The organism is Streptomyces sp. NPDC041713 (assembly GCF_055591085.1).
Window position 1 is genome coordinate 44,900 of record NZ_JBVIZY010000002.1, and the last position, 17,809, is coordinate 62,708.

Consider the following 17,809-nt stretch of genomic DNA (forward strand, 5'->3'; position numbering starts at 1 on the left):
GCGGGGCGGCTATTTCTTCGCCCAGGCGCAACTGCCCAGCTGGGCCTTGCTCTTGGCGACGAGGCGGTCGGCCTCGCGGGCGACCAGGACGCGGGTCTTGTCGCCCTTGCAGATGACGGTGCGGTCGCCGTGGCCCGCCAGGTCGACCAGGATCTGGTCCCAGTGCCGGTACTGCACGTCGTGCCCGGAGTCCGCGTAGGTGCGCACCCGCTCCTTGCCCGGCAGCGCCTCCTGCCAGGTCTTCAGGGTGGCCGGCGGCACGGTGGTGTCCTTCTTGCCGCCGTAGAGGTAGACGGGGGCGTCGAGCCCGGACAGGTCGGGGCCGGGACGCCCGCAGTACAGCTTCTGCTCGTGCACCTGGGGCGCCGGGTCGGCCTGCTGGCCGCGCTGGTTGTACGTACGGGCGCCTTCCTCGTATGCGGTGTCGGCGAAGCCGGGGATGGACTTGACGGGGCTGTCGTCGGGGAAGGCCCACCACTTGCGCGGGTCCTTGATCTGATCCTTCACGGCGGCGGCGAGCGCGTCGTCGGAGAGGCCGCAGTACGCGGGCTTCGTGCCGTACGGGGGCAGGGCGGCGGCGAGGTGGAGCTGGGAGATGCGGTCGGGGGCGGCCGCGGCGAGCTCGGCGGCGTAGGGTCCGCCGCCGGATATCGCGATCACGGACACGTCGTCGACGCCGAGCTGGTCGAGGACCTGGAGGGCGTCCTTGGCGTAGTCGGCCTTGTCCAGGTCCTTGTCGTACGCGGTGTCGCCGAAGCCGTTGCGCTCCACGGAGATGAGGCGCAGGCCCAGGTCCTCGCGGGTGGTGCGGAAGAAGTCGGTCATGTGCGAGGCGCGGGCGCTGGTGCCGGTGCCGCCGATGAACAGGACGGGCTTGCCGTCCTTGTTGCCGGTGTCCGAATAGTGCGCGGTGCGCCCGTCGGAGAGCTTCGCGGCGTGCACCTCGGGGCCGAGCGAGTCGAAGGCGTCCTGCACCTTCGGCTCGGTCGGCGGGCTCGCGCTCACCTCGCCGGACCCGCCGATGAGCAGCGCGCCGAGGACGGTGGCGGTGGCGGCTCCGATGGCGATGGCGGCGGTGCGGGCGTGGCCGGACGAGGTCACGGGGTCTCCTGGGGCGGGGGGTGGTGGACCGGCGGTGCGCCTGCCCTGGCCCCTGGGCCCTAAACCTACGAATTCTCGCCGCCCGCGTGATGGGTCCGGTCACCGTTTTTTTTGCGCAGTTCCCCGCGCCCCTGAAACCCGTTCGTCGGCTGCGGGTGCGTGGAGGGTGCGGCTCTCTTTGCGCAGTTCCCCGCGCCCCTGGACCCGTCGTCTGCTGCGGGTGGGTGGGGGCTGGGCGCGCAGTTCCCCGCGCCCCTGGTCCGCCCCTTCGGGGCTAACCAGGGCGCCGGGGGGTCTTTTAGGGGCGCGGGGAACTGCGCGAGCAACCCCCACCCACCCGCACACAACCAACCCCCCACCAGGCCCCCTCAGGGGCGCGGGGAACTGCGCGGAAATCGTTAAAAGCCCGGAGGCTCCACGTATACGCCCCACTCCTCCCTGAGGACCCCGCAGATCTCACCCAGCGTCGCCTCCGCGCGCACCGCGTCCAGCATGGGGGCGATCATGTTGGACCCGTCCCGCGAGGCCGCCAGCATCGCGGCGAGAGACGCCCGCACCCGCCCCTCGTCCCGCCGCTCCTTGCGCCCCGCGAGATCCCGGACCTGCTCCCGCTCGACCTCGTGGCTGACCCGCAGGATCTCCAGGTCACCGGTGACGGAACCCTCGTGGCAGTTGACGCCCACGACCCGCTTGTCGCCCTTCTCCAAAGACCGCTGGTACTGGAAGGCCGACTCGGCGATCTCGCCGGTGAACCAGCCGTCCTCGATGCCGCGGAGGATGCCCGAGGTGATCGGGCCGATCGGGTGCTGCCCGTCGGGGCAGGCCCGCCGCCCCCGCTCCTTGATCTGCTCGAAGATCTTCTCCGCGTCGGCCTCGATGCGGTCGGTGAGCTGCTCGATGAACCAGGAGCCGCCGAGCGGGTCGGCGACGTTGGCGACGCCGGTCTCCTCCATCAGCACCTGCTGGGTGCGCAGCGCGATCTCGGCGGCCTGCTCGCTGGGCAGCGCGAGGGTCTCGTCCAGGGCGTTGGTGTGCAGGGAGTTCGTGCCGCCGAGCACCGCGGCGAGGGCCTCGACGGCCGTTCGTACGACGTTGTTGTACGGCTGCTGGGCGGTGAGGGAGACCCCCGCCGTCTGCGTGTGGAACCGCAGCCACTGCGCCTTGTCGGACCGCGCCCCGTACACCTCGCGCATCCAGCGGGCCCAGATCCTGCGGGCCGAGCGGAACTTGGCGATCTCCTCGAAGAAGTCGACGTGCGCGTCGAAGAAGAAGGAGAGGCCCGGCGCGAAGACGTCGACGTCCATGCCGCGGGAGAGGCCGAGCTCCACGTAGCCGAAGCCGTCCGCGAGGGTGTACGCGAGTTCCTGCGCGGCCGTCGCCCCGGCCTCGCGGATGTGGTAGCCGGAGACCGAGAGCGGCTTGTACGCGGGGATGTCGCGCGCGCAGTGCTCCATCAGGTCGCCGATAAGACGCAGATGCGGCTCGGGCTGGAAGAGCCACTCCTTCTGCGCGATGTACTCCTTGAAGATGTCGGTCTGCAGCGTGCCGTTGAGGACGGCGGGGTCGACGCCCTGGCGTTCGGCCGCGACCAGGTACATGCAGAAGACGGGGACGGCGGGGCCGCTGATCGTCATCGACGTCGTGACGTCGCCGAGCGGGATGTCCTTGAAGAGGACCTCCATGTCGGCGGCGGAGTCGATGGCGACACCGCAGTGCCCGACCTCGCCGAGCGAGCGCGGGTCGTCGGAGTCGCGGCCCATGAGGGTCGGCATGTCGAAGGCGACGGAGAGGCCGCCGCCGCCGTTGGCCAGGATCATCTTGTAGCGCTCGTTCGTCTGCTCGGCGTTGCCGAAGCCCGCGAACTGGCGGATGGTCCAGGTCCGGCCCCGGTACCCGGTGGGGTGAAGCCCGCGCGTATACGGGTACTCGCCGGGCCAGCCGATCCGCTCGAACCCGTCGTAGGTGTCGCCGGGCCGGGGCCCGTAGACGGGGTCGACCGCGTCCCCGGACAGCGTGGTGAAGTCCGCGTCACGCTTGCGGGCCTTGTCGTAACGGGCCTGCCAGCGGCGGCGGCCTTCCTCGATCGCGTCAGCGTCCATACCCCCGAATTTACTTGGACGTCCTAGTAAATGTCGATGGCTGACCGCCACGGACCTGTCCGTGGCGGTGCGCTTACGCCTTGGCGGTGACCGGGGTGCCGTCGGCGATCAGCGGCTGCACCTCGCGGACGACCTTGCGCTCGACGAAGAACGCGGCGGTCGGGATCGTGCCGGAGATCAGCACCCACAGGAGCTTGCCGAACGGCCACTTCGCCTTGGAGCCCAGGTCGAAGGCGAAGATCAGGTAGATGATGTAGAGCACGCCGTGGATCTGCGACACGACGAGCGTCAGACCCTCGCCCTTGTCGAAGCCGTACTTGAAGATCATGCACGCGCACAGCACGAGCAGCATGACGGCGGTGACGTAGGCCATCACCCGGTAGCGGGTCAGCACGCTGGATTTCATGCCTCCGAGCGTAACCGTCCGTTTTGCGCGATCTTCGCCGACCCCGGCGCTCCTACAGCTCCTCGAAGTCCTGCGCCGCGACCCGCAGCGGCCGGAGCATCGCGAAGATCTCCGCGCACTCCTCCGCGTCGTACACCCCGAGCCCGAAGTCCATCGCCATCAGCTCGCGCGTGGCGGCCTCGACGACCTCGCGGCCCTTCTCCGTGATGGAGGCGAGGGTGCCCCGGCCGTCGTTGGGGTTCGGGCGCTTGTCGACCAGACCGGACCTGACCAGCCGGTCCACCGTGTTGGTGACCGACGTCGGGTGCACCATGAGCCGCTCGCCGATCTTCGACATCGGCAGCTCGCCGGCCTTCGAGAAGGTGAGCAGGACCAGCGCCTCGTACCGCGCGAAGGTCAGGCCGTACGGCTTGACGACCGCGTCGACCTCGGCGAGCAGGATCTGGTGCGCGCGCATGATCGAGGTGATCGCGCCCATCGCCGGGACCGATCCCCAGCGCTGCTTCCAGAGCTCGTCGGCGCGGGCGATGGGATCGAAGGGGAGGCTGAGCGGCTTCGGCACGCCATCGACCTTACCCGTCGGTCACATGGTGGTCAGCCCCGTCTCGCAATTCGGGCGTACGTTCCCTTGCGCTCTCCTTCGTACGGCTTCGGGGCCGCTCCCCCGGGCCCCGCGTGCGCCGCACCTCAAGCGCCAGGAGGAGACAGCAGAGGGTGCCGACGACCCCGGCGCCCGCGACGACCGTGCTCACCGCGGTGAACTCGGCCGCCAGACCCGCGAGCGCCATGCCGACGCCCTGGATCGTCATGAGGCCCGCCGTGTGCACCGTCATCGCGCGCCCCCGCAACTCCTCCGGCACGGCCTCGACGAACCACCGGTCCAGGCCGAGCGTGTACGCCGAACCGGCCCCGGCGAGCGCGAGCGCGGCCAGCGCGGGGACCACGCCGGGCGTGGCCGCGTACACGGTCAGCGGCACCAGCGTGAGCGAGGCGAACGGCAGGACGACGCGGGCGCGTGCCGCGGCGGACAGCACCGACCCGGCCCAGAGTTCACCGGCGACCGTGCCCACCGGCAGGGCGCACATGAGCAGTCCGACACCGCCGGCCCCGATGCCGATCTCGTCCGCGTAGGGGGCGGCGAGCGCCTCCGGGGCGACCAGGAACAGCGGCGGCACCCAGAAGAGCAGCAGCAGGGCCCGCACCCGCCGGTCGCCGAGCACCTGCCGGGCGCCGCCCAGCGAGTACCGTACGAGCGCCCCGCCGCCCCGGGCGCGCGCGGGCCGCCGCCGCGTCCCGCACCGCAGCACCAGCGCCGAGAACAGGAACGTGCAGAGCGTGACGGCGAGGGCGCCCCGCGGGGACACCAGGGTGAGGAGCACGCCGCCGAGGCCGAACCCGACCAGGACCGCGCTCTGCGAGACGATCCGCAGCAGGGAGCGCCCGAGCACGAACAGGTCGCCGTCGCCGAGGATGTCGGTGAGCGTCGCCATCCGGGTGCCGTTGAAGACGGGCGCGACGAGGGCGATGGCGCAGCGCAGCGCGAGCAGCGCGGCGACGGGGGTGGCGGGCAGCGCCATCAGGCCCGCGCATCCCGCGCACACCGCGTCGCACAGGACGAGCACCCGCCGCGGCGGATACCGGTCGGCGATCCCGGCGAGCAGCGTGCCGCCCACGAGGTACGGCAGCATGCCGAGGGCGAAGGTGAGCGCGCCGAGCAGCGGCGATCCGGTCAGCCCGTAGACGAGGACGGTCAGCGCGATCTCGCTGACGACGACGCCGAGCAGCGAGAACGCGTGCGCGACGAAGACGGCACGGAACTCGGTCACGGCGAGGACCTTGAGGTAACCGGCGGACCGGGCCGTGGGTAGCGCCCTGGGTGTGGGCGGGGGCGGGGGTGGTTCAGGGGCCATGGCGGCAGCCTCACGCGGGGGCGCGCGCTGCCCTAGAGTTTCGGGCTCGGACGAATCTTCGGTGCGCGGGGACGCCGTCGTGGCGTCCGGGACGCGTCGTCGGCGCCCGGGGAGGGGTTCGCGTGCCGTTCCATCTGCACTTCGGTCAGGACGACCTGCTGCGCTGCCGGTTCGCGGTGTCGCCGTTGTGGGAGACCCAGGAGGCCGTCCGTACCCTCAAGCGCCCCGAGCGCCACGCCTACCACCCGCAGTGGCTGCGCGAGATCCGCGCGGCGAGCCGGGAGATCGACCTGAGCACGCTGTGGCTCCTGATGCCCCGGCGCGGGCACGCCCCGGACTTCCTCGGGCCGCCCCCGATCGGCCCCGCCGCCCGCTTCGACGAGGAGATCGCGGGCGTCCGCGCGGCCGACCCCGAGGCGGCGGCGGAGGACATGGCGCGGGCGCTCGCCTGCACCCCGGGCGCCGCCGCGTCGCCGAAGGGCCGGGCGCTCCTGGCCGATCCGGCGGGCGCCGTGCGGGAGCTCGCGGACGTCATGGAGACCGCCTGGCACACGCTGGTCGAGCCGGTCTGGCCGAGGCTGCGCGCGCTTCTGGAGGCCGACGTCGCCCACCACTCGCGGCGGCTCGCGGAGGTCGGCCTCGGCGGGCTGCTCCCGGAGCTGGACCGGCGCCTTTCGTGGGACGCCGGCACGCTCACCGTGGAGTGGCGGGGTGAGCACGTGCGGGATCTGTCGGGGCAGGGTCTCGTCCTCATCCCGAGCGTCTTCTCCTGGCCGGACGTGGTGAGCGGCTTCGATCCGCCGTGGCAGCCGACGGTGGCGTACCCCGTACGAGGCATCGCGGGGCTGTGGGCCGAGCCGGCGAGCCGTACGCCCGCCTCGCTCGTCCGGCTCCTCGGCCGCGGCCGGGCGGCGGTCCTCACCGCGCTCGCCACCCCGGACACCACGTCGGGCCTGGCGCAGCGGCTCGGGCTGGCGCCGTCGTCGGTGTCGGCGCACCTGGCGGCGCTGCGGGACGCGGGGCTGCTGGTGTCGCGCCGGTACGGGCACCGGGTGATCTACACGTGCACGCCGCTCGGGACCGCGCTGAGCGCCGGGGGCGGTGTGGCACAAGAGCTTGAATAGTCCTTTATGTAACGATTGCCGGGCTGACTGACCGTCACCGTCACCACCGCCCAAGGGGGCTGGATGCACCGGCTGCTCCGCACACTCACCTCACTCGCGGCCCTCACCGCCCTCGGCCTCACGGCGGGCTGCTCGTCGAACTCCGGCACGGAGAAGACGGCGGCCGGGCGCGGCGCCGCCTCCGCCTCCGCCGCGGCGCCCGGCACCTTCTGGGTCGACCCCGACAGCGCCGCCGCCCGCCAGGTCGAGCAGTGGGAACGGCAGGGCCGCACCAAGGACGCCACGGTGCTCCGGCGCATCTCCGAGCAGCCGGTTGCCGTGTGGCCGGCCGGCGACGACCCGACGCCCGACATCAAGGAGGCGACCCAGGGCGCGGCGAAGGACGGCCGCACCGCGGTGCTCGTCGCGTACAACATCCCGCACCGGGACTGCGGGCAGCACTCCGCGGGCGGCGCCGGCAGCTCCGAGCAGTACCGGGACTGGCTGAACACCTTCGCCGACGCGATCGGCGACGCCCCCGCGCTCGTCGTCCTGGAGCCGGACGCGATCCCGCACATCGCCGACGGCTGCACCCCGGCCGCGTACCACGACGAGCGCTACCAGCTGCTCTCCGAGGCGATCCAGCGGCTCAAGCGGCAGCCGGGGGTGAAGGTCTACCTCGACGCGGGCAACCCCGGCTGGATCAACGACGCGCACAAGCTCACCGAGCCGCTGCGCAGGGCGGGCGTCGCGCAGGCCGACGGCTTCTCGCTGAACGTCTCCAACTTCCAGAGCGACGAGACGACCAAGAGGTACGGCCGTACGCTGTCGGCCACCGTCGACGGCAAGCACTTCGTCATGGACACCAGCCGCAACGGCCGCGGCCCCCTGGTCGGCGACCGGCAGGACGCCTGGTGCAACCCGCCGGGCCGCGGCCTCGGCACCCCGCCGACCGACCGCACCGGCGAGCCGCTGCTCGACGCCGTCCTGTGGATCAAGCGCCCCGGGGACTCGGACGGCCCGTGCCGGGGCGGCCCGGCGGCCGGGCAGTGGTGGCCCGACTACGCGCTCGGCCTGGCCCGCAACGCGAAGCAGGCCTGAGGCCGGGCGCCGGGGCGTGCCGGGTCAGCCCTTGGGGCCGACGTGGATCCACTTCGCCTCGGAGGACGTGCCGTCGGTGTCCGTCACGAAGAGCATGTACCAGCCGGGCGGCACCAGCGCCGCGTCGCCGCGCGGCACGTCCACCGTCACCGCGCCCCGGCCCTTGTGGACCCCGAGGGCGATCGAACGCTGCTCGACGTCGGTGGTGTGGGTCACCGCGCTCGGCCGCATCAAGCGGGCCGAGGCGATCTTCTCGGGGTGGTCGGTGCGGAACGTGGCGCGGCCGTCCGGCGCCAGCTGCTCCGGGCCCGCGCCGAGCACCGGCCGGGTCGCGCCGCCCTTGTGCAGCGACGGCGGCGTGAAGATCTCCATGCGCTGCTCGAAGTGGCCGAGCTTGGTGTTCTGCTCGTTGTCGTAGAGCGGGTCGGAGCCGAACGTGGCGACCCGGCCGTCGGGCAGCAGCAGCGCCTCGGAGTGGTAGTTGCGGCCCACCTTGGGCGCGGCGGCCTCCTGGAAGGTGTTGGTTTTGGGGTCGTAGAACTGCGCCTTGAGGATGTTGCTGGCGCTGCGGCCCCGGTAGTCGCCCGAGCCGTTGGACGTGAAGACCGAGTCGTCCGGCATCAGGACGCTGTTCAAGTACCGGGTGCCCTGCGGGAGTTCGGGGCCCGTCTTGAAGGACGGGTTCTCCTCCTTGAGGTCGATCACGGCCGTGCGGGGCGTCGCCTTGTCCGACTCGCCCACGCCCCCGCCGCCCATGATCATCACCTTCTGGTCCTGCGCGGGCGGCAGCAGCACGGACGCCGACGTCTCGGTCTGGTCCATGTCCTCCAGGCCCGGCACCTTCTGGAAGGTGTTGGTGTCCAGGTCCCACAGGCCCGGCTCGCGGCCCTTGTCGGCCGGCCCGTAGCCCGCGTTCGACGCCGGGTAGAAGAGCTTGCCGCCCTTGGTGAGGAAGAGCGCCGGGTACGTCGGGAAGTACCGCTTGGGGCCGTCCGTCCACTTCTTGGTCTTCGGGTCGTAGATCTCGTTGTCGCCCGGGTCGATCACGCCCACGTCGTCGAGGCCGGAGACCGCGAGCACCTTGCCGTCCTCGAGGCCGACCAGGGTCGGGTACCAGCGGGCCTTCTTCATCGGGTCGACGGGGAGGTACCGCTCGGCCTTCGGGTCGAACTCGTACGCCGCCTTGATCCCCTGGAAGTCCTGCTTCTCCATGTCGATCTTCTCGGCGATGCCGTAGGTGTTGTCCGCCTCGTCGCCGGTCAGCCCCTCGATCTCGTACTGCGCCGACTTCTCGGTGACCGAATGCTCGCCCGCCTCGACCGCCTCCACGAAGACGCGCGTCTCGCTCGCCTTGACCTTGGTCTTCCAGGGCTGCATCACCCCGGACTTGGAGTACGTGATCTCGAAGTCCCGCTTGGCCTTGGGGACCTTGACGTCGAACTTGCTGACGTACTCGATCCCGGACGGCGAGCGGAACTTGGTGCCCTTCTTCAGGACCACCGGCTTGTCGGGGTTCTCGTTCTTCACCCGCATGCCGCCGCCGGCCCGGTCCACCTCGCCGTCGAGCAGTTCGTAGCGCGCGGTGCCGCCCGCCACCAGCAGCCGCCCGTCGGGGAGTTGGGCGTGCCCGGAGCAGAAGAAGTCCTCCGGCGTCGGGATCTTCTTGAAGGTGTCGTTCTTCGGATCCCACAGGACCGTGTCGAACGACCCGGCGTCGAACTTCTTCTGCTCGTTCCCGGAACCGGCGACGATCAGCACCTTGCCGGTGTGCAGCAGCGCGGCGTGGATGGCGTTGGTACGGAACTCCCTGGGGATGTCGACCTGCTTCCAGGAGCCGTACCGCGCCTTGTAGCCGGGCCGGGAGATCTTGTAGTCGTAGTACTGCTCCTCGGCGAAGGAGAGCGCGGCGGGCGCGTTCAGTCCCACGAGCAGAGCGCCCGCGCCGACTCCGAACAGTGTCTTCCTGGTCCGCTTCGAGGGGCGGTAGGCCATGGCTCAGTTCCCTCCTGTCGTCGTGCCGGTGGCGAACGCGGGCTCCGGCTCGCCCTCCACTTCCTCGCCGAGCGGGGCCGGCCGCGGCGCCCGCTCCCGCTGCTCCCGCCGCTCCAGCCGGGCCGCCCTGCGCTCCTTGGCGAGGCCGAACGCCCAGATCGAGACCGGCGCGAGGGAGATGACCATCGCGAGGACCGCCCAGGTGCGCATCGCCGCGTGGGTGTGGCCGAGCACGAAGGAGGCGACCAGCGAACCGGCGAGCAGCACCGCCCAGAAGAGGTGGATGCGGAAGGTCATCAGGCGGTCCGGACTCGCGTCGCCGCCCTTGGGGGTCACCACGAAACGGCTGGGGCGGCGTACGAGGGCCGCGCCGAGCGACTTGGCGTAGATGGGCGCGGAGAGGGCCGACATCGCCATGCCGGCGAGACCGCCGGAGCCCTCGGGCTCGTGCGGGGAGACGTTGTGCCGGCGGTTCCAGAGGTAGAGGCCGATCTGGAGGGCGGCGGCGTCGCTGTAGAGCATCAGCCAGACGGACGCCGCGACCTGGGTGCCGCTGGCCCCGAACCACAGGAACAGCACACAACTGAGGATGCCGAGCAGCCAGTTGACGGCCGTCATGGGGTAGTACACGAGCATCAGCGAGTACGAGAAGAGCCGTCCCGGCGGCATCGTGAACGGCGCCTTCCAGTACTGCTTGAACAGCGTCTCGTAGGTGCCGCGCGACCAGCGCATCTGCTGGGTGAAGAAGTCCGTCCAGGAGGCCGGGCCCTCGCCGACGGCCAGCACGTCCGGCGTGTAGACCGAGCGCCAGTGCCGCCGGGTGGCCGGGTTGCGGTGGCGGTGCAGCTCGAAGCCGGTCGCCATGTCCTCGGTGATCGAGTCGTGCAGGCCGCCGACCTGGGTCAGCGCGCTGATCCGGACGACGTTGTTCGTGCCCACGAACATGGGGGCGCGGTAGCGGTTGCCGGCGCGCTGGATCAGCGCGTGGAAGAGGAACTGCTGGGACTCGGCGGCCTTGGTGACCGGCGTCGTGTAGTTCCCGTAGACCTGCGGTCCGACGACGAACGCGACGTCCGGGTCGCGGAAGTAACCCATCATCCGCTCCAGGAAGTTGGGGAGCGGGACGTGGTCGGTGTCGACGGAGGCGAAGAAGTCGTACTCACGGTGGTAGAGCGCCAGCCAGGCGTTGTAGTTGCCGTGCTTGGTGCGGGCCTTGTGCGGGCCCTTCTTGCGGTTCCACTCCTCGATCCCGAAGCGCGTGAAGTGCTTCACGCCGAGCTCTTCGCACAGGGCCTTGGCCTCGGGGGTGTTCCCCTCGTCCAGGAGCCAGACGTCCAGGGGGCCGGGGTGATGGACGCGGACGGCGCCCTCCAGGGTGGCCCGGACCATCGAGAGGGGCTCCTTGCCGGGCACGTACGTGGTGAGGAAGGCGACGCGGGTGCCGGGCTCGGGGAAGACGGGGATCGGGTCCCTCGCGACCATCGTGGCGTGGGCGATGGAGACGACGTTCACGAGCATGAAGAGCTCGATCAGTCCGATCGCCACGAGCATCGTGACGTCCAGGCCTATCAGCCAGCGGTCGGCGCCTTCGCGTTCGGTCCAGTGGGTGGGCCAGACGAGGTACACGAGCAGGAGACCGGTGAGCACCGGGGCCAGGCTCATCAGGAGGACGGCGCGTATTCGGTGGGGCTCACCGGCGAGAAGGGACCGGTACTGGACCCGATAGGTCCGGGCCCCCCGCTTCCCCTCGCCTGCGCCTCCTGTGGTGCCCTCGCCTGTTGCGTCCTCGCCGTCCGGCTCAGTGAGCGGGCCGGCGAGCGTGCTGTGGGTCTCGTAGTCGTAGCCCTCCGGCTGCCGCACAGCGCCCTCCAGGTTCTGGTGATCGAACGAGCCGATACCCACACAAAAGTGGACTTTCACCGGCGTGTCGAACGGAGTTCGCCCGTGCGAGGGGTTTTACGGTGGGGAGTTTTGGCGGGGTTGCGGGGGGTTGGGGGGTGTGAACGCAAGGACGGCTCCGGGACCCACCCACCCACCCGCCCCTACTCCGCCCCTGCGTCGCGGGGTAAACGGGTGGGCGGGTGGGAAACATCCGCCGCGGAGCGGCGGGCCTGTTTGAACCCGGCAGGAAAAGGCAGAGGGCAGCCCCCACCCACCCCACCGCGGAGCGGCCCACCCCCACCCGGGGAAACCGTTCAAGCGCGCGTACGACGCAACCGGTGACGGACCGCCCGCTGCGCCAGCGGCCCCAGGTCCTCGACGGCCGTCACGAGGACCGACAGCTGCTCCAAGGAGTCCAGCGCCCGCCCCGTACCCTCCGGGTCGACCCCCTCGTACAGCTCCATGCCCACGAAGGACGCGCCCACCGCCCGCGCGAGCCCCACGGGGTCGACGAACTCGGCGAGCGGCGACGCGGAGAGGACCCGGGTCAGGACCCGTTCGATCTCCTCGATCCAGAGCGCGAGCCCCGCCGCCGTCGCCGCCGCGAGCCGCGGCTGCGTCTGCGCGCCGGCGAGCAGCTGGCCGAGCACGGCGACGTGCCCCGCCGCACGCTCCGCCTCGTGCATCTCCCGCCCGAAGGCGAGGAGTTCGGAGAGGGAGCCGATCTCCGCGAGGCGCTCCCGGTACAGGGAGACCCGCTGCTCGGTGCCGTGGCGGCACGCCGCCGCCAGCAGGTCGTCGACGGAGCCGAAGTGGTAGAAGACCAGCGCCTGGTTGACCCCGGCGGCCGCCGCGATGTTGCGGGCCGACGCCTTGGCGATACCCTGCTCCGTGAGCGTGCGCAACGCGCCCTCCAGGAGCTTGCCGCGCGTCTCCGCGCTCTTGGCCGGGTCCTTGGCCGCGCCCACGCCCGCCCTCTTGGCCGGCTCCTTCGCCGCGCTCACGCCCGCGCCTCCTCGCGCACCGGTCGCAGCCCGGGCCGCACCCCGCACGCGCGGACGTCGCCGTACGTCGCCGTGAAGGAGCCCTCGTAACCGAAGAGCGGCCCGAAGCGGCGGTTCACGACGCGCACCCGGATGCGGAAGCGGCCCGTCGCGTCGTCGTAGGACTCCCGCACCTCCGCGTCGCCGCCGATCATCTCGGGGACCCGGCAGTCCACCGGGCCCTCCCGGAACCGGTGCTCCCCGGAGCGGATCAGGAGCGAACCGTCGGGCTGCGCCCGGAAGTGCAGGTCGCTGGCGAGGTGCTGGTGCGTGCCGAGGTAGTCGAGCACGCGGTCGCCCCGGGGGCCGAGGACCATCTGGGCGTCGAAGCGGCGGGGGCCGCCGGGCAGGTCGAAGGTGCGCACGAAGGTCACCGTCTCACGCCCGTAGGTGTCGGTGTACGGCACGTTCTCGATCACGAAGGGGACGTGCCTGCCCTCGCGCGGCACGAAGATGTTGCGGGTGCCGCCGAGCGCGAGGAAGGGCCGCACGAAGCGCCCGCCGTGCCAGATGCGGTCCATCACGCCCCGGCCCGTGCACGCCTCGCCGCTCGCGAGGCCGACGGAGAAGCGGCGCCGGAGCTGCGGGTGCAGCCGTTCGAAGTCGGCGCCCATCGCGGTACGGAAGATCGACGCGTGCCGTGTCATGAGCGACGCTCCTCGGCCGGGGTGAGGGTGGCGAGGAGGCGCGGCGCACGCGCGCGTGCCGGTGGGGTGCGCAGACAGCGGCGGGCCGCCGGCGTCGTGGGCAGCGGCGGCAGGAACAGCATCAGGGCCGCGGCGGCGAGGGCCGTCATGGGGGCGAGGAGCACCGCGGCGACGACGCACAGGACGCGGGCGGCGGTCTCGGCGACCGCGTGCCACAGGGCCCGTTCGGGCGTGATGCCCCGCTCCAGCCAGAGCCGCAGGCGGTCGAAGGACCAGGCGGTGGCCCATCCCATCAGGGGCCGGAAGACCGCGCGGTCGGCGATCTTCCCGAGCCGGCCCCAGCGGGGGCGGTAGTCGTAGCCGGTGAGGAAGCGGACGCCGGTGCCGTCCTCGGTCGGTACGTAGCGCCAGTAGCCGCTGCCCTCTTCGAGGAGGGAGAGGGGGTGCGGGGAGGAGAAGCGCAGGGCGGAGGTCAGGGTGCCGTCCGCGCGGCGCCTCTCGCCCGCCGAGACCCCGGTGCCGGCGATCGTCAGGAACGGCAGCACGCGCGTGGCGTACCGGAAGTGCTGGGGCTGCCCCTCCTCGCGCGGGAGGTAGTCGATCTCGGTGAAGCGCAGGTCCCAGCGTTGGTGCCGGTCGGGCTCCTGGGTGCGCGCCCAGAGCGCGTCGAGATCGGCGCGTATCCGCGTCTCGATGTACAGACCCACAACAAACCCCCACGTCAGCGCGTTTTGAGCGACTGCTCAACAGGAAGGTACAGCTGTTTGAGCAGTCGCTCAAGATGGGGGGTGCCGACGGGCATGCAAAAGCCCCCGCCCTGTGGTGGGCGGGGGCTTTTGGGGTGCAGGGGCTTTTCGAGTACGGGGGCTCTTCGAGTACGGGGGGCGCGGCTACGCGGAGAGGTGGCGCTCCACCGTCTCCACTTTGGAGGTGAGACCGTCCGTCACCCCGGGGCGGATGTCCGCCTTCATGACGACGGAGACGCGCGGCGCCCGCGCCTCGACCACGGCGACGGCGCGCTTCACGACGTCCATGACCTCGTCCCACTCCCCCTCGACGGAGGTGAACATGGCGTCGGTCCGGTGCGGAAGACCCGACTCGCGGACGACCCGGACCGCGTCGGCGACGTACTCGCCGACATCCTCGCCGACCCCCAGCGGGGTCACGGAGAAGGCGACGATCATGCGTTCACCACGCCTTCCTTGCGGGCGCGCGACGCGATGACCGCGGCCTCGGCCTCACGCTTCAGCTTGCGCTCGGCCATGAACCCGCCGCCGGGGATGATCGAGAACGCGAAGTAGAGGACGCCCGTCTTCGCGTCCCACTTCGTACGGTTCCAGGCGTCGAGCCAGAAGATCACGTACAGGATGAAGAGCACGCCGTGGATCGGACCGAGCACCGGTGCCGCGTTGAAGCCCTCGGCGACCGTGTACTTGATGATCGTGCAGACCAGCAGCACGATCCAGGAGATGCCCTCGGGCACGGAGACCAGGCGGAGGCGGCGGAGGGCGGAGGCGGTCTTGATGTCCACGGGTCACCTTCGGTGGGTGGGGCGGCGGGAGGGGTGCGGGGCTCGGCGGCCGATCTTGTGAACGGACGCACAAGCGACCCCCATTGTGACATCGGGGTCTTCTCCGGGTTCGCTCAGGGCCCTTCACCCTGTTCTGGGCGGGTACGCGGCGGCTACCGTCGTTTCGTGGCTACTTTCCGGCTCCAAGGGAGCAGAGTGCTCGCGGTCGACATGACCGGCGACGCCGTGAAGGCGAAGAACGGCTCGATGGTCGCGTACGACGGCCAGATGGCCTTCAAGAAGATGACCGGCGGCGGCGAGGGGATCCGCGGCATGGTGACCCGCCGCGTCACCGGCGAGCAGATGACGGTCATGGAGGTGAAGGGGCACGGCACCTGCTGGTTCGCCGACCGCGCCACCGAGATCAACCTGGTGCGCCTCCAGGGCGAGAAGCTGCACGTCGAGGCGAGCAACCTGCTGTGCACCGACGCCGGGCTGCGCACCGGCACCACCTTCACCGGCCTGCGCGGCGCGAGCCAGGGGCACGGACTGTTCACGACGACCGTCGAGGGCACCGGTCAGGCCGCGATCGTCTCCGACGGGCCCGCGGTGGTGCTCCGCGTCTCCCGCGAGTATCCGCTGACGGTCGACCCGGGGGCGTACATCGCGCACCAGGGCGACGTCCACCAGAGCTTCCAGTCCGGTGTCACCTTCCGCACCTTCCTGGGCGAGGGCGGCGGCGAGGCCTTCCAGATCCGCTTCGAGGGCGACGGCCTGGTGTACGTACAGCCCAGTGAGCGCACGACGATCGCGGGAGACGTCTGAGATGCCCTTCCGAGAGATCAACTCGAAGATGGTCGAGGCCACGCTGCAGCCGGGCGTCAAGGTCTTCAGCCAGCGCGGCGCCATGCTCGCCTACAAGGGGGACGTCTCCTTCACCCCGAACATCCAGGGCGGTCAGGGCGGGCTCGCCTCGATGATCGGCCGCCGGGTCGCCGGCGAGGCCACTCCCCTGATGACCGTCGACGGCAGCGGCACGGTCCTCTTCGGGCACGGCGGCCACCACATCCAGCTGATCACCCTCTCCGGAGACACGCTCTACGTGGAGGCGGACCGCCTGCTCGCCTTCGACGGCACCCTCCAGCAGGGCACGATGTTCCTGGGCTCCCAGGGCGGCGTGATGGGCATGGTGCGCGGCCAGGTCAGCGGCCAGGGCCTGTTCACCACGACCCTGAAGGGCCACGGCGCGGTCGCCGTGATGGCGCACGGCGGCGTGATCGAGGTGCCGATCACCCCGCAGCGCCCCGTGCACGTGGACCCGCAGGCGTATGTGGCGCACCACGGCGACGTGCGCAACAAGCTCTCCACGGCGCTCGGCTGGCGCGACATGGTGGGCCGCGGCTCCGGCGAGGCCTTCCAGCTGGAGCTCTCGGGCAGCGGCACGGTGTACGTCCAGGCTTCGGAGGAGAAGCTGTGAACCCCAACGTCTCGACCCCCGCGGGGGCGCCCGCCGTCTTCGACCCCCGGACGCTGCCGAGCGACGACAACGTCAATCCGTACACCTTCTGCGTGGAGCTCAAGGGGAGCCAGTGGTTCCTGCAGAAGGGAAAGATGATCGCCTACTACGGGCGGATCGACTTCAACGGCATCGGGCACGGCCGCCTGGACCGTCTCGTCCGCTCAAGTTTTCATTCGCCGCTGCACGCAAGCGACTGGGTGGTGGCGGACGGCCAGGGCAAGATGCTCCTCGCCGACCGGGCCTTCGACGTGAATTCGTACGACTTGGACGAGGGCAACCTGACCATTCGCTCGGGCAACCTCCTCGCTTTTCAGCCAACTCTCGCGCTGAAGCAGTCGATCGTTCCGGGCTTTCTGACCCTCATCGGGACGGGCACGTTCGTCGCCGCGTCGAACGGCCCGGTGGTCTTCATGGAACCCCCCGTCCGCGTCGATCCACAGGCCCTCGTGGGCTGGGCCGACTGCCCCTCCCCCTGCCACCACTACGACCACGGATACCTCACGGGCGTGATCGGAGGCGTGCGCGCGCTGACCGGCATCGGCGGCTCCTCAGGCGAGGAGCACCAGTTCGAGTTCGTGGGCGCCGGCACGGTGCTGCTGCAGTCGTCCGAGGCGCTGATGCCCGAACGGGCAGCGGGAGAGGTGCCGAACCAGGCGGGCGTGCCTGGCGGACAGGGCAGTCCGGTGCAACCGGGTCAGCAGCCGGGGGTACCGCGCCTTCCCGGACAACTGGGGGACCTCCAGCGTCGCTTCGGGCTGTGAGCGGTAGTCTGCGGAGTGTGACGGCGAACGCCTGTACCCCTCCGTGAGGCGGGGATGCGAGGCGTGTCACATCCCACCATTCGTTCACCTTTCAACTTCTTAGGTAGAATCGATTCCATGGAGACCGAGACGGCCCCGCAGTGGCTGACCGACGCGGAACAGTGCGCCTGGCGCACCCACGTGGAGGTCAACCGGATGCTGACGTATCAGCTCGAAAAGGACCTTCAGCCGTTCAACCTGACCATGAACGACTACGACATTCTCGTGTATCTCTCCGAATCGGACGAGCTGCGGATGCGTATGAGCGATCTCGCCGCCGCCACCCTGCAGTCCAAGAGCCGGCTGTCCCACCAGATCACCCGCATGGAGAACGCGGGCCTGGTGCGCCGTGAGAACTGCGAGTCCGACCGACGGGGCCTCTACACCGTCCTCACCGACGAGGGCATGGCGACCATGCAGAAGGTGGCCCCGCACCACGTCGCGTCCGTGCGGCGGCACTTCGTGGACCTCATCACCCCCGAGGCCCTCGAGGACCTGCGCAAGGCCCTGAGCCCGATCGCGGAACACCTGCGCTCCCAGCGCGGCAAGCCCTGACCCGTTCCGCCGGCACCGGCCGCGACTCCCTCACTCCGCCGACGACTAGGGTCTTTCGTTTGGATCAGGCCGGATCAGGGAGCGGGGTCCGGTGCGTGCGATCGCAAGGCGGAGGAGGGAGGCATGGCGGAGCCATGGCGAC

Annotated in this window: 18 protein-coding genes; 6 read left to right on the forward strand and 12 right to left on the reverse strand. The window is 71.0% G+C overall.

Annotated features, from left to right (window positions below; all coding sequences use genetic code 11):
* Positions 1-9 precede the first annotated feature (9 nt).
* The 5 genes from ACZ6CV_RS05060 to ACZ6CV_RS05080 all read right to left on the reverse strand — a co-directional run bounded on the left by ACZ6CV_RS05060 (position 10) and on the right by ACZ6CV_RS05080 (position 5,516).
* The gene (locus ACZ6CV_RS05060) at positions 10-1,101 is read right to left on the reverse strand and encodes an alpha/beta fold hydrolase (protein ID WP_469249665.1); all 1,092 of its coding nucleotides are present in this window, start codon (positions 1,099-1,101) and stop codon (positions 10-12) included.
* A gap of 398 nt (positions 1,102-1,499) precedes the next feature.
* A complete protein-coding gene (locus ACZ6CV_RS05065; RefSeq protein WP_469249666.1) occupies positions 1,500-3,200 on the reverse strand; it encodes an acyl-CoA mutase large subunit family protein in 1,701 nt (566 codons plus the stop codon).
* Between the two features lie 73 nt (positions 3,201-3,273).
* Positions 3,274-3,606 carry a DUF3817 domain-containing protein gene (locus ACZ6CV_RS05070; RefSeq protein WP_358713685.1) on the reverse strand — a complete coding sequence of 111 codons (333 nt, stop codon included), beginning with the start codon at positions 3,604-3,606 and terminating at the stop codon, positions 3,274-3,276.
* 52 nt (positions 3,607-3,658) lie between these two features.
* On the reverse strand, positions 3,659-4,168 hold the full coding sequence (locus tag ACZ6CV_RS05075) for a MarR family winged helix-turn-helix transcriptional regulator (protein WP_469249667.1): 510 nt from the start codon (positions 4,166-4,168) through the stop codon (positions 3,659-3,661).
* Positions 4,169-4,178: 10 nt separating this feature from the next.
* The gene (locus tag ACZ6CV_RS05080; RefSeq protein ID WP_469249668.1) at positions 4,179-5,516 is read right to left on the reverse strand and encodes an MFS transporter; all 1,338 of its coding nucleotides are present in this window, start codon (positions 5,514-5,516) and stop codon (positions 4,179-4,181) included.
* Between the two features lie 122 nt (positions 5,517-5,638).
* On the opposite strand from ACZ6CV_RS05080, the gene ACZ6CV_RS05085 reads away from it, so the two are divergent.
* Both ACZ6CV_RS05085 and ACZ6CV_RS05090 read left to right on the forward strand, forming a co-directional pair.
* Entirely contained in the window at positions 5,639-6,640 is a 1,002-nt protein-coding gene (locus tag ACZ6CV_RS05085; protein WP_469249669.1) for an ArsR/SmtB family transcription factor, read from the forward strand.
* 63 nt (positions 6,641-6,703) lie between these two features.
* Entirely contained in the window at positions 6,704-7,720 is a 1,017-nt protein-coding gene (locus ACZ6CV_RS05090) for a glycoside hydrolase family 6 protein (RefSeq protein WP_469249670.1), read from the forward strand.
* A gap of 24 nt (positions 7,721-7,744) precedes the next feature.
* Here the strand turns inward: ACZ6CV_RS05090 and glxA are convergent, their stop codons facing one another.
* The 7 genes from glxA to ACZ6CV_RS05125 form a co-directional block, all read right to left on the reverse strand.
* On the reverse strand, positions 7,745-9,712 hold the full coding sequence (glxA, locus tag ACZ6CV_RS05095; RefSeq protein ID WP_469249671.1) for a radical copper oxidase GlxA: 1,968 nt from the start codon (positions 9,710-9,712) through the stop codon (positions 7,745-7,747).
* Between the two features lie 3 nt (positions 9,713-9,715).
* On the reverse strand, positions 9,716-11,572 hold the full coding sequence (locus tag ACZ6CV_RS05100) for a glycosyltransferase family 2 protein (protein ID WP_469249672.1): 1,857 nt from the start codon (positions 11,570-11,572) through the stop codon (positions 9,716-9,718).
* 335 nt (positions 11,573-11,907) lie between these two features.
* A complete protein-coding gene (locus ACZ6CV_RS05105) occupies positions 11,908-12,561 on the reverse strand; it encodes a TetR family transcriptional regulator (protein WP_469250276.1) in 654 nt (217 codons plus the stop codon).
* Positions 12,562-12,593: 32 nt separating this feature from the next.
* Positions 12,594-13,283 carry a DUF4166 domain-containing protein gene (locus ACZ6CV_RS05110; protein WP_469249673.1) on the reverse strand — a complete coding sequence of 230 codons (690 nt, stop codon included), beginning with the start codon at positions 13,281-13,283 and terminating at the stop codon, positions 12,594-12,596.
* On the reverse strand, positions 13,280-13,990 hold the full coding sequence (locus ACZ6CV_RS05115) for a hypothetical protein (RefSeq protein ID WP_469249674.1): 711 nt from the start codon (positions 13,988-13,990) through the stop codon (positions 13,280-13,282). The genes ACZ6CV_RS05110 and ACZ6CV_RS05115 overlap by 4 nt, the downstream gene beginning before the upstream one ends.
* A 183-nt stretch (positions 13,991-14,173) precedes the next feature.
* A complete protein-coding gene (locus tag ACZ6CV_RS05120; RefSeq protein WP_355802719.1) occupies positions 14,174-14,467 on the reverse strand; it encodes an MTH1187 family thiamine-binding protein in 294 nt (97 codons plus the stop codon).
* Positions 14,464-14,814 carry a DUF3817 domain-containing protein gene (locus ACZ6CV_RS05125; protein WP_358711779.1) on the reverse strand — a complete coding sequence of 117 codons (351 nt, stop codon included), beginning with the start codon at positions 14,812-14,814 and terminating at the stop codon, positions 14,464-14,466. Before ACZ6CV_RS05125 ends, ACZ6CV_RS05120 begins: the two co-directional genes overlap by 4 nt.
* A 165-nt stretch (positions 14,815-14,979) precedes the next feature.
* On the opposite strand from ACZ6CV_RS05125, the gene ACZ6CV_RS05130 reads away from it, so the two are divergent.
* The 4 genes from ACZ6CV_RS05130 to ACZ6CV_RS05145 all read left to right on the forward strand — a co-directional run bounded on the left by ACZ6CV_RS05130 (position 14,980) and on the right by ACZ6CV_RS05145 (position 17,667).
* The gene (locus tag ACZ6CV_RS05130) at positions 14,980-15,618 is read left to right on the forward strand and encodes an AIM24 family protein (RefSeq protein WP_469249675.1); all 639 of its coding nucleotides are present in this window, start codon (positions 14,980-14,982) and stop codon (positions 15,616-15,618) included.
* 1 nt (position 15,619) lies between these two features.
* Positions 15,620-16,270: an AIM24 family protein gene (locus tag ACZ6CV_RS05135; protein ID WP_362364931.1), complete on the forward strand. Its 651-nt coding sequence runs from the start codon at positions 15,620-15,622 to the stop codon at positions 16,268-16,270.
* Positions 16,267-17,073, forward strand: a complete 807-nt coding sequence (locus ACZ6CV_RS05140; RefSeq protein ID WP_469249676.1) for an AIM24 family protein — start codon at positions 16,267-16,269, stop codon at positions 17,071-17,073. The genes ACZ6CV_RS05135 and ACZ6CV_RS05140 overlap by 4 nt, the downstream gene beginning before the upstream one ends.
* A 117-nt stretch (positions 17,074-17,190) precedes the next feature.
* Complete coding sequence (locus ACZ6CV_RS05145; protein ID WP_469249677.1) at positions 17,191-17,667, forward strand: MarR family winged helix-turn-helix transcriptional regulator; 477 nt, start codon at positions 17,191-17,193, stop codon at positions 17,665-17,667.
* Positions 17,668-17,809 lie beyond the last annotated feature (142 nt).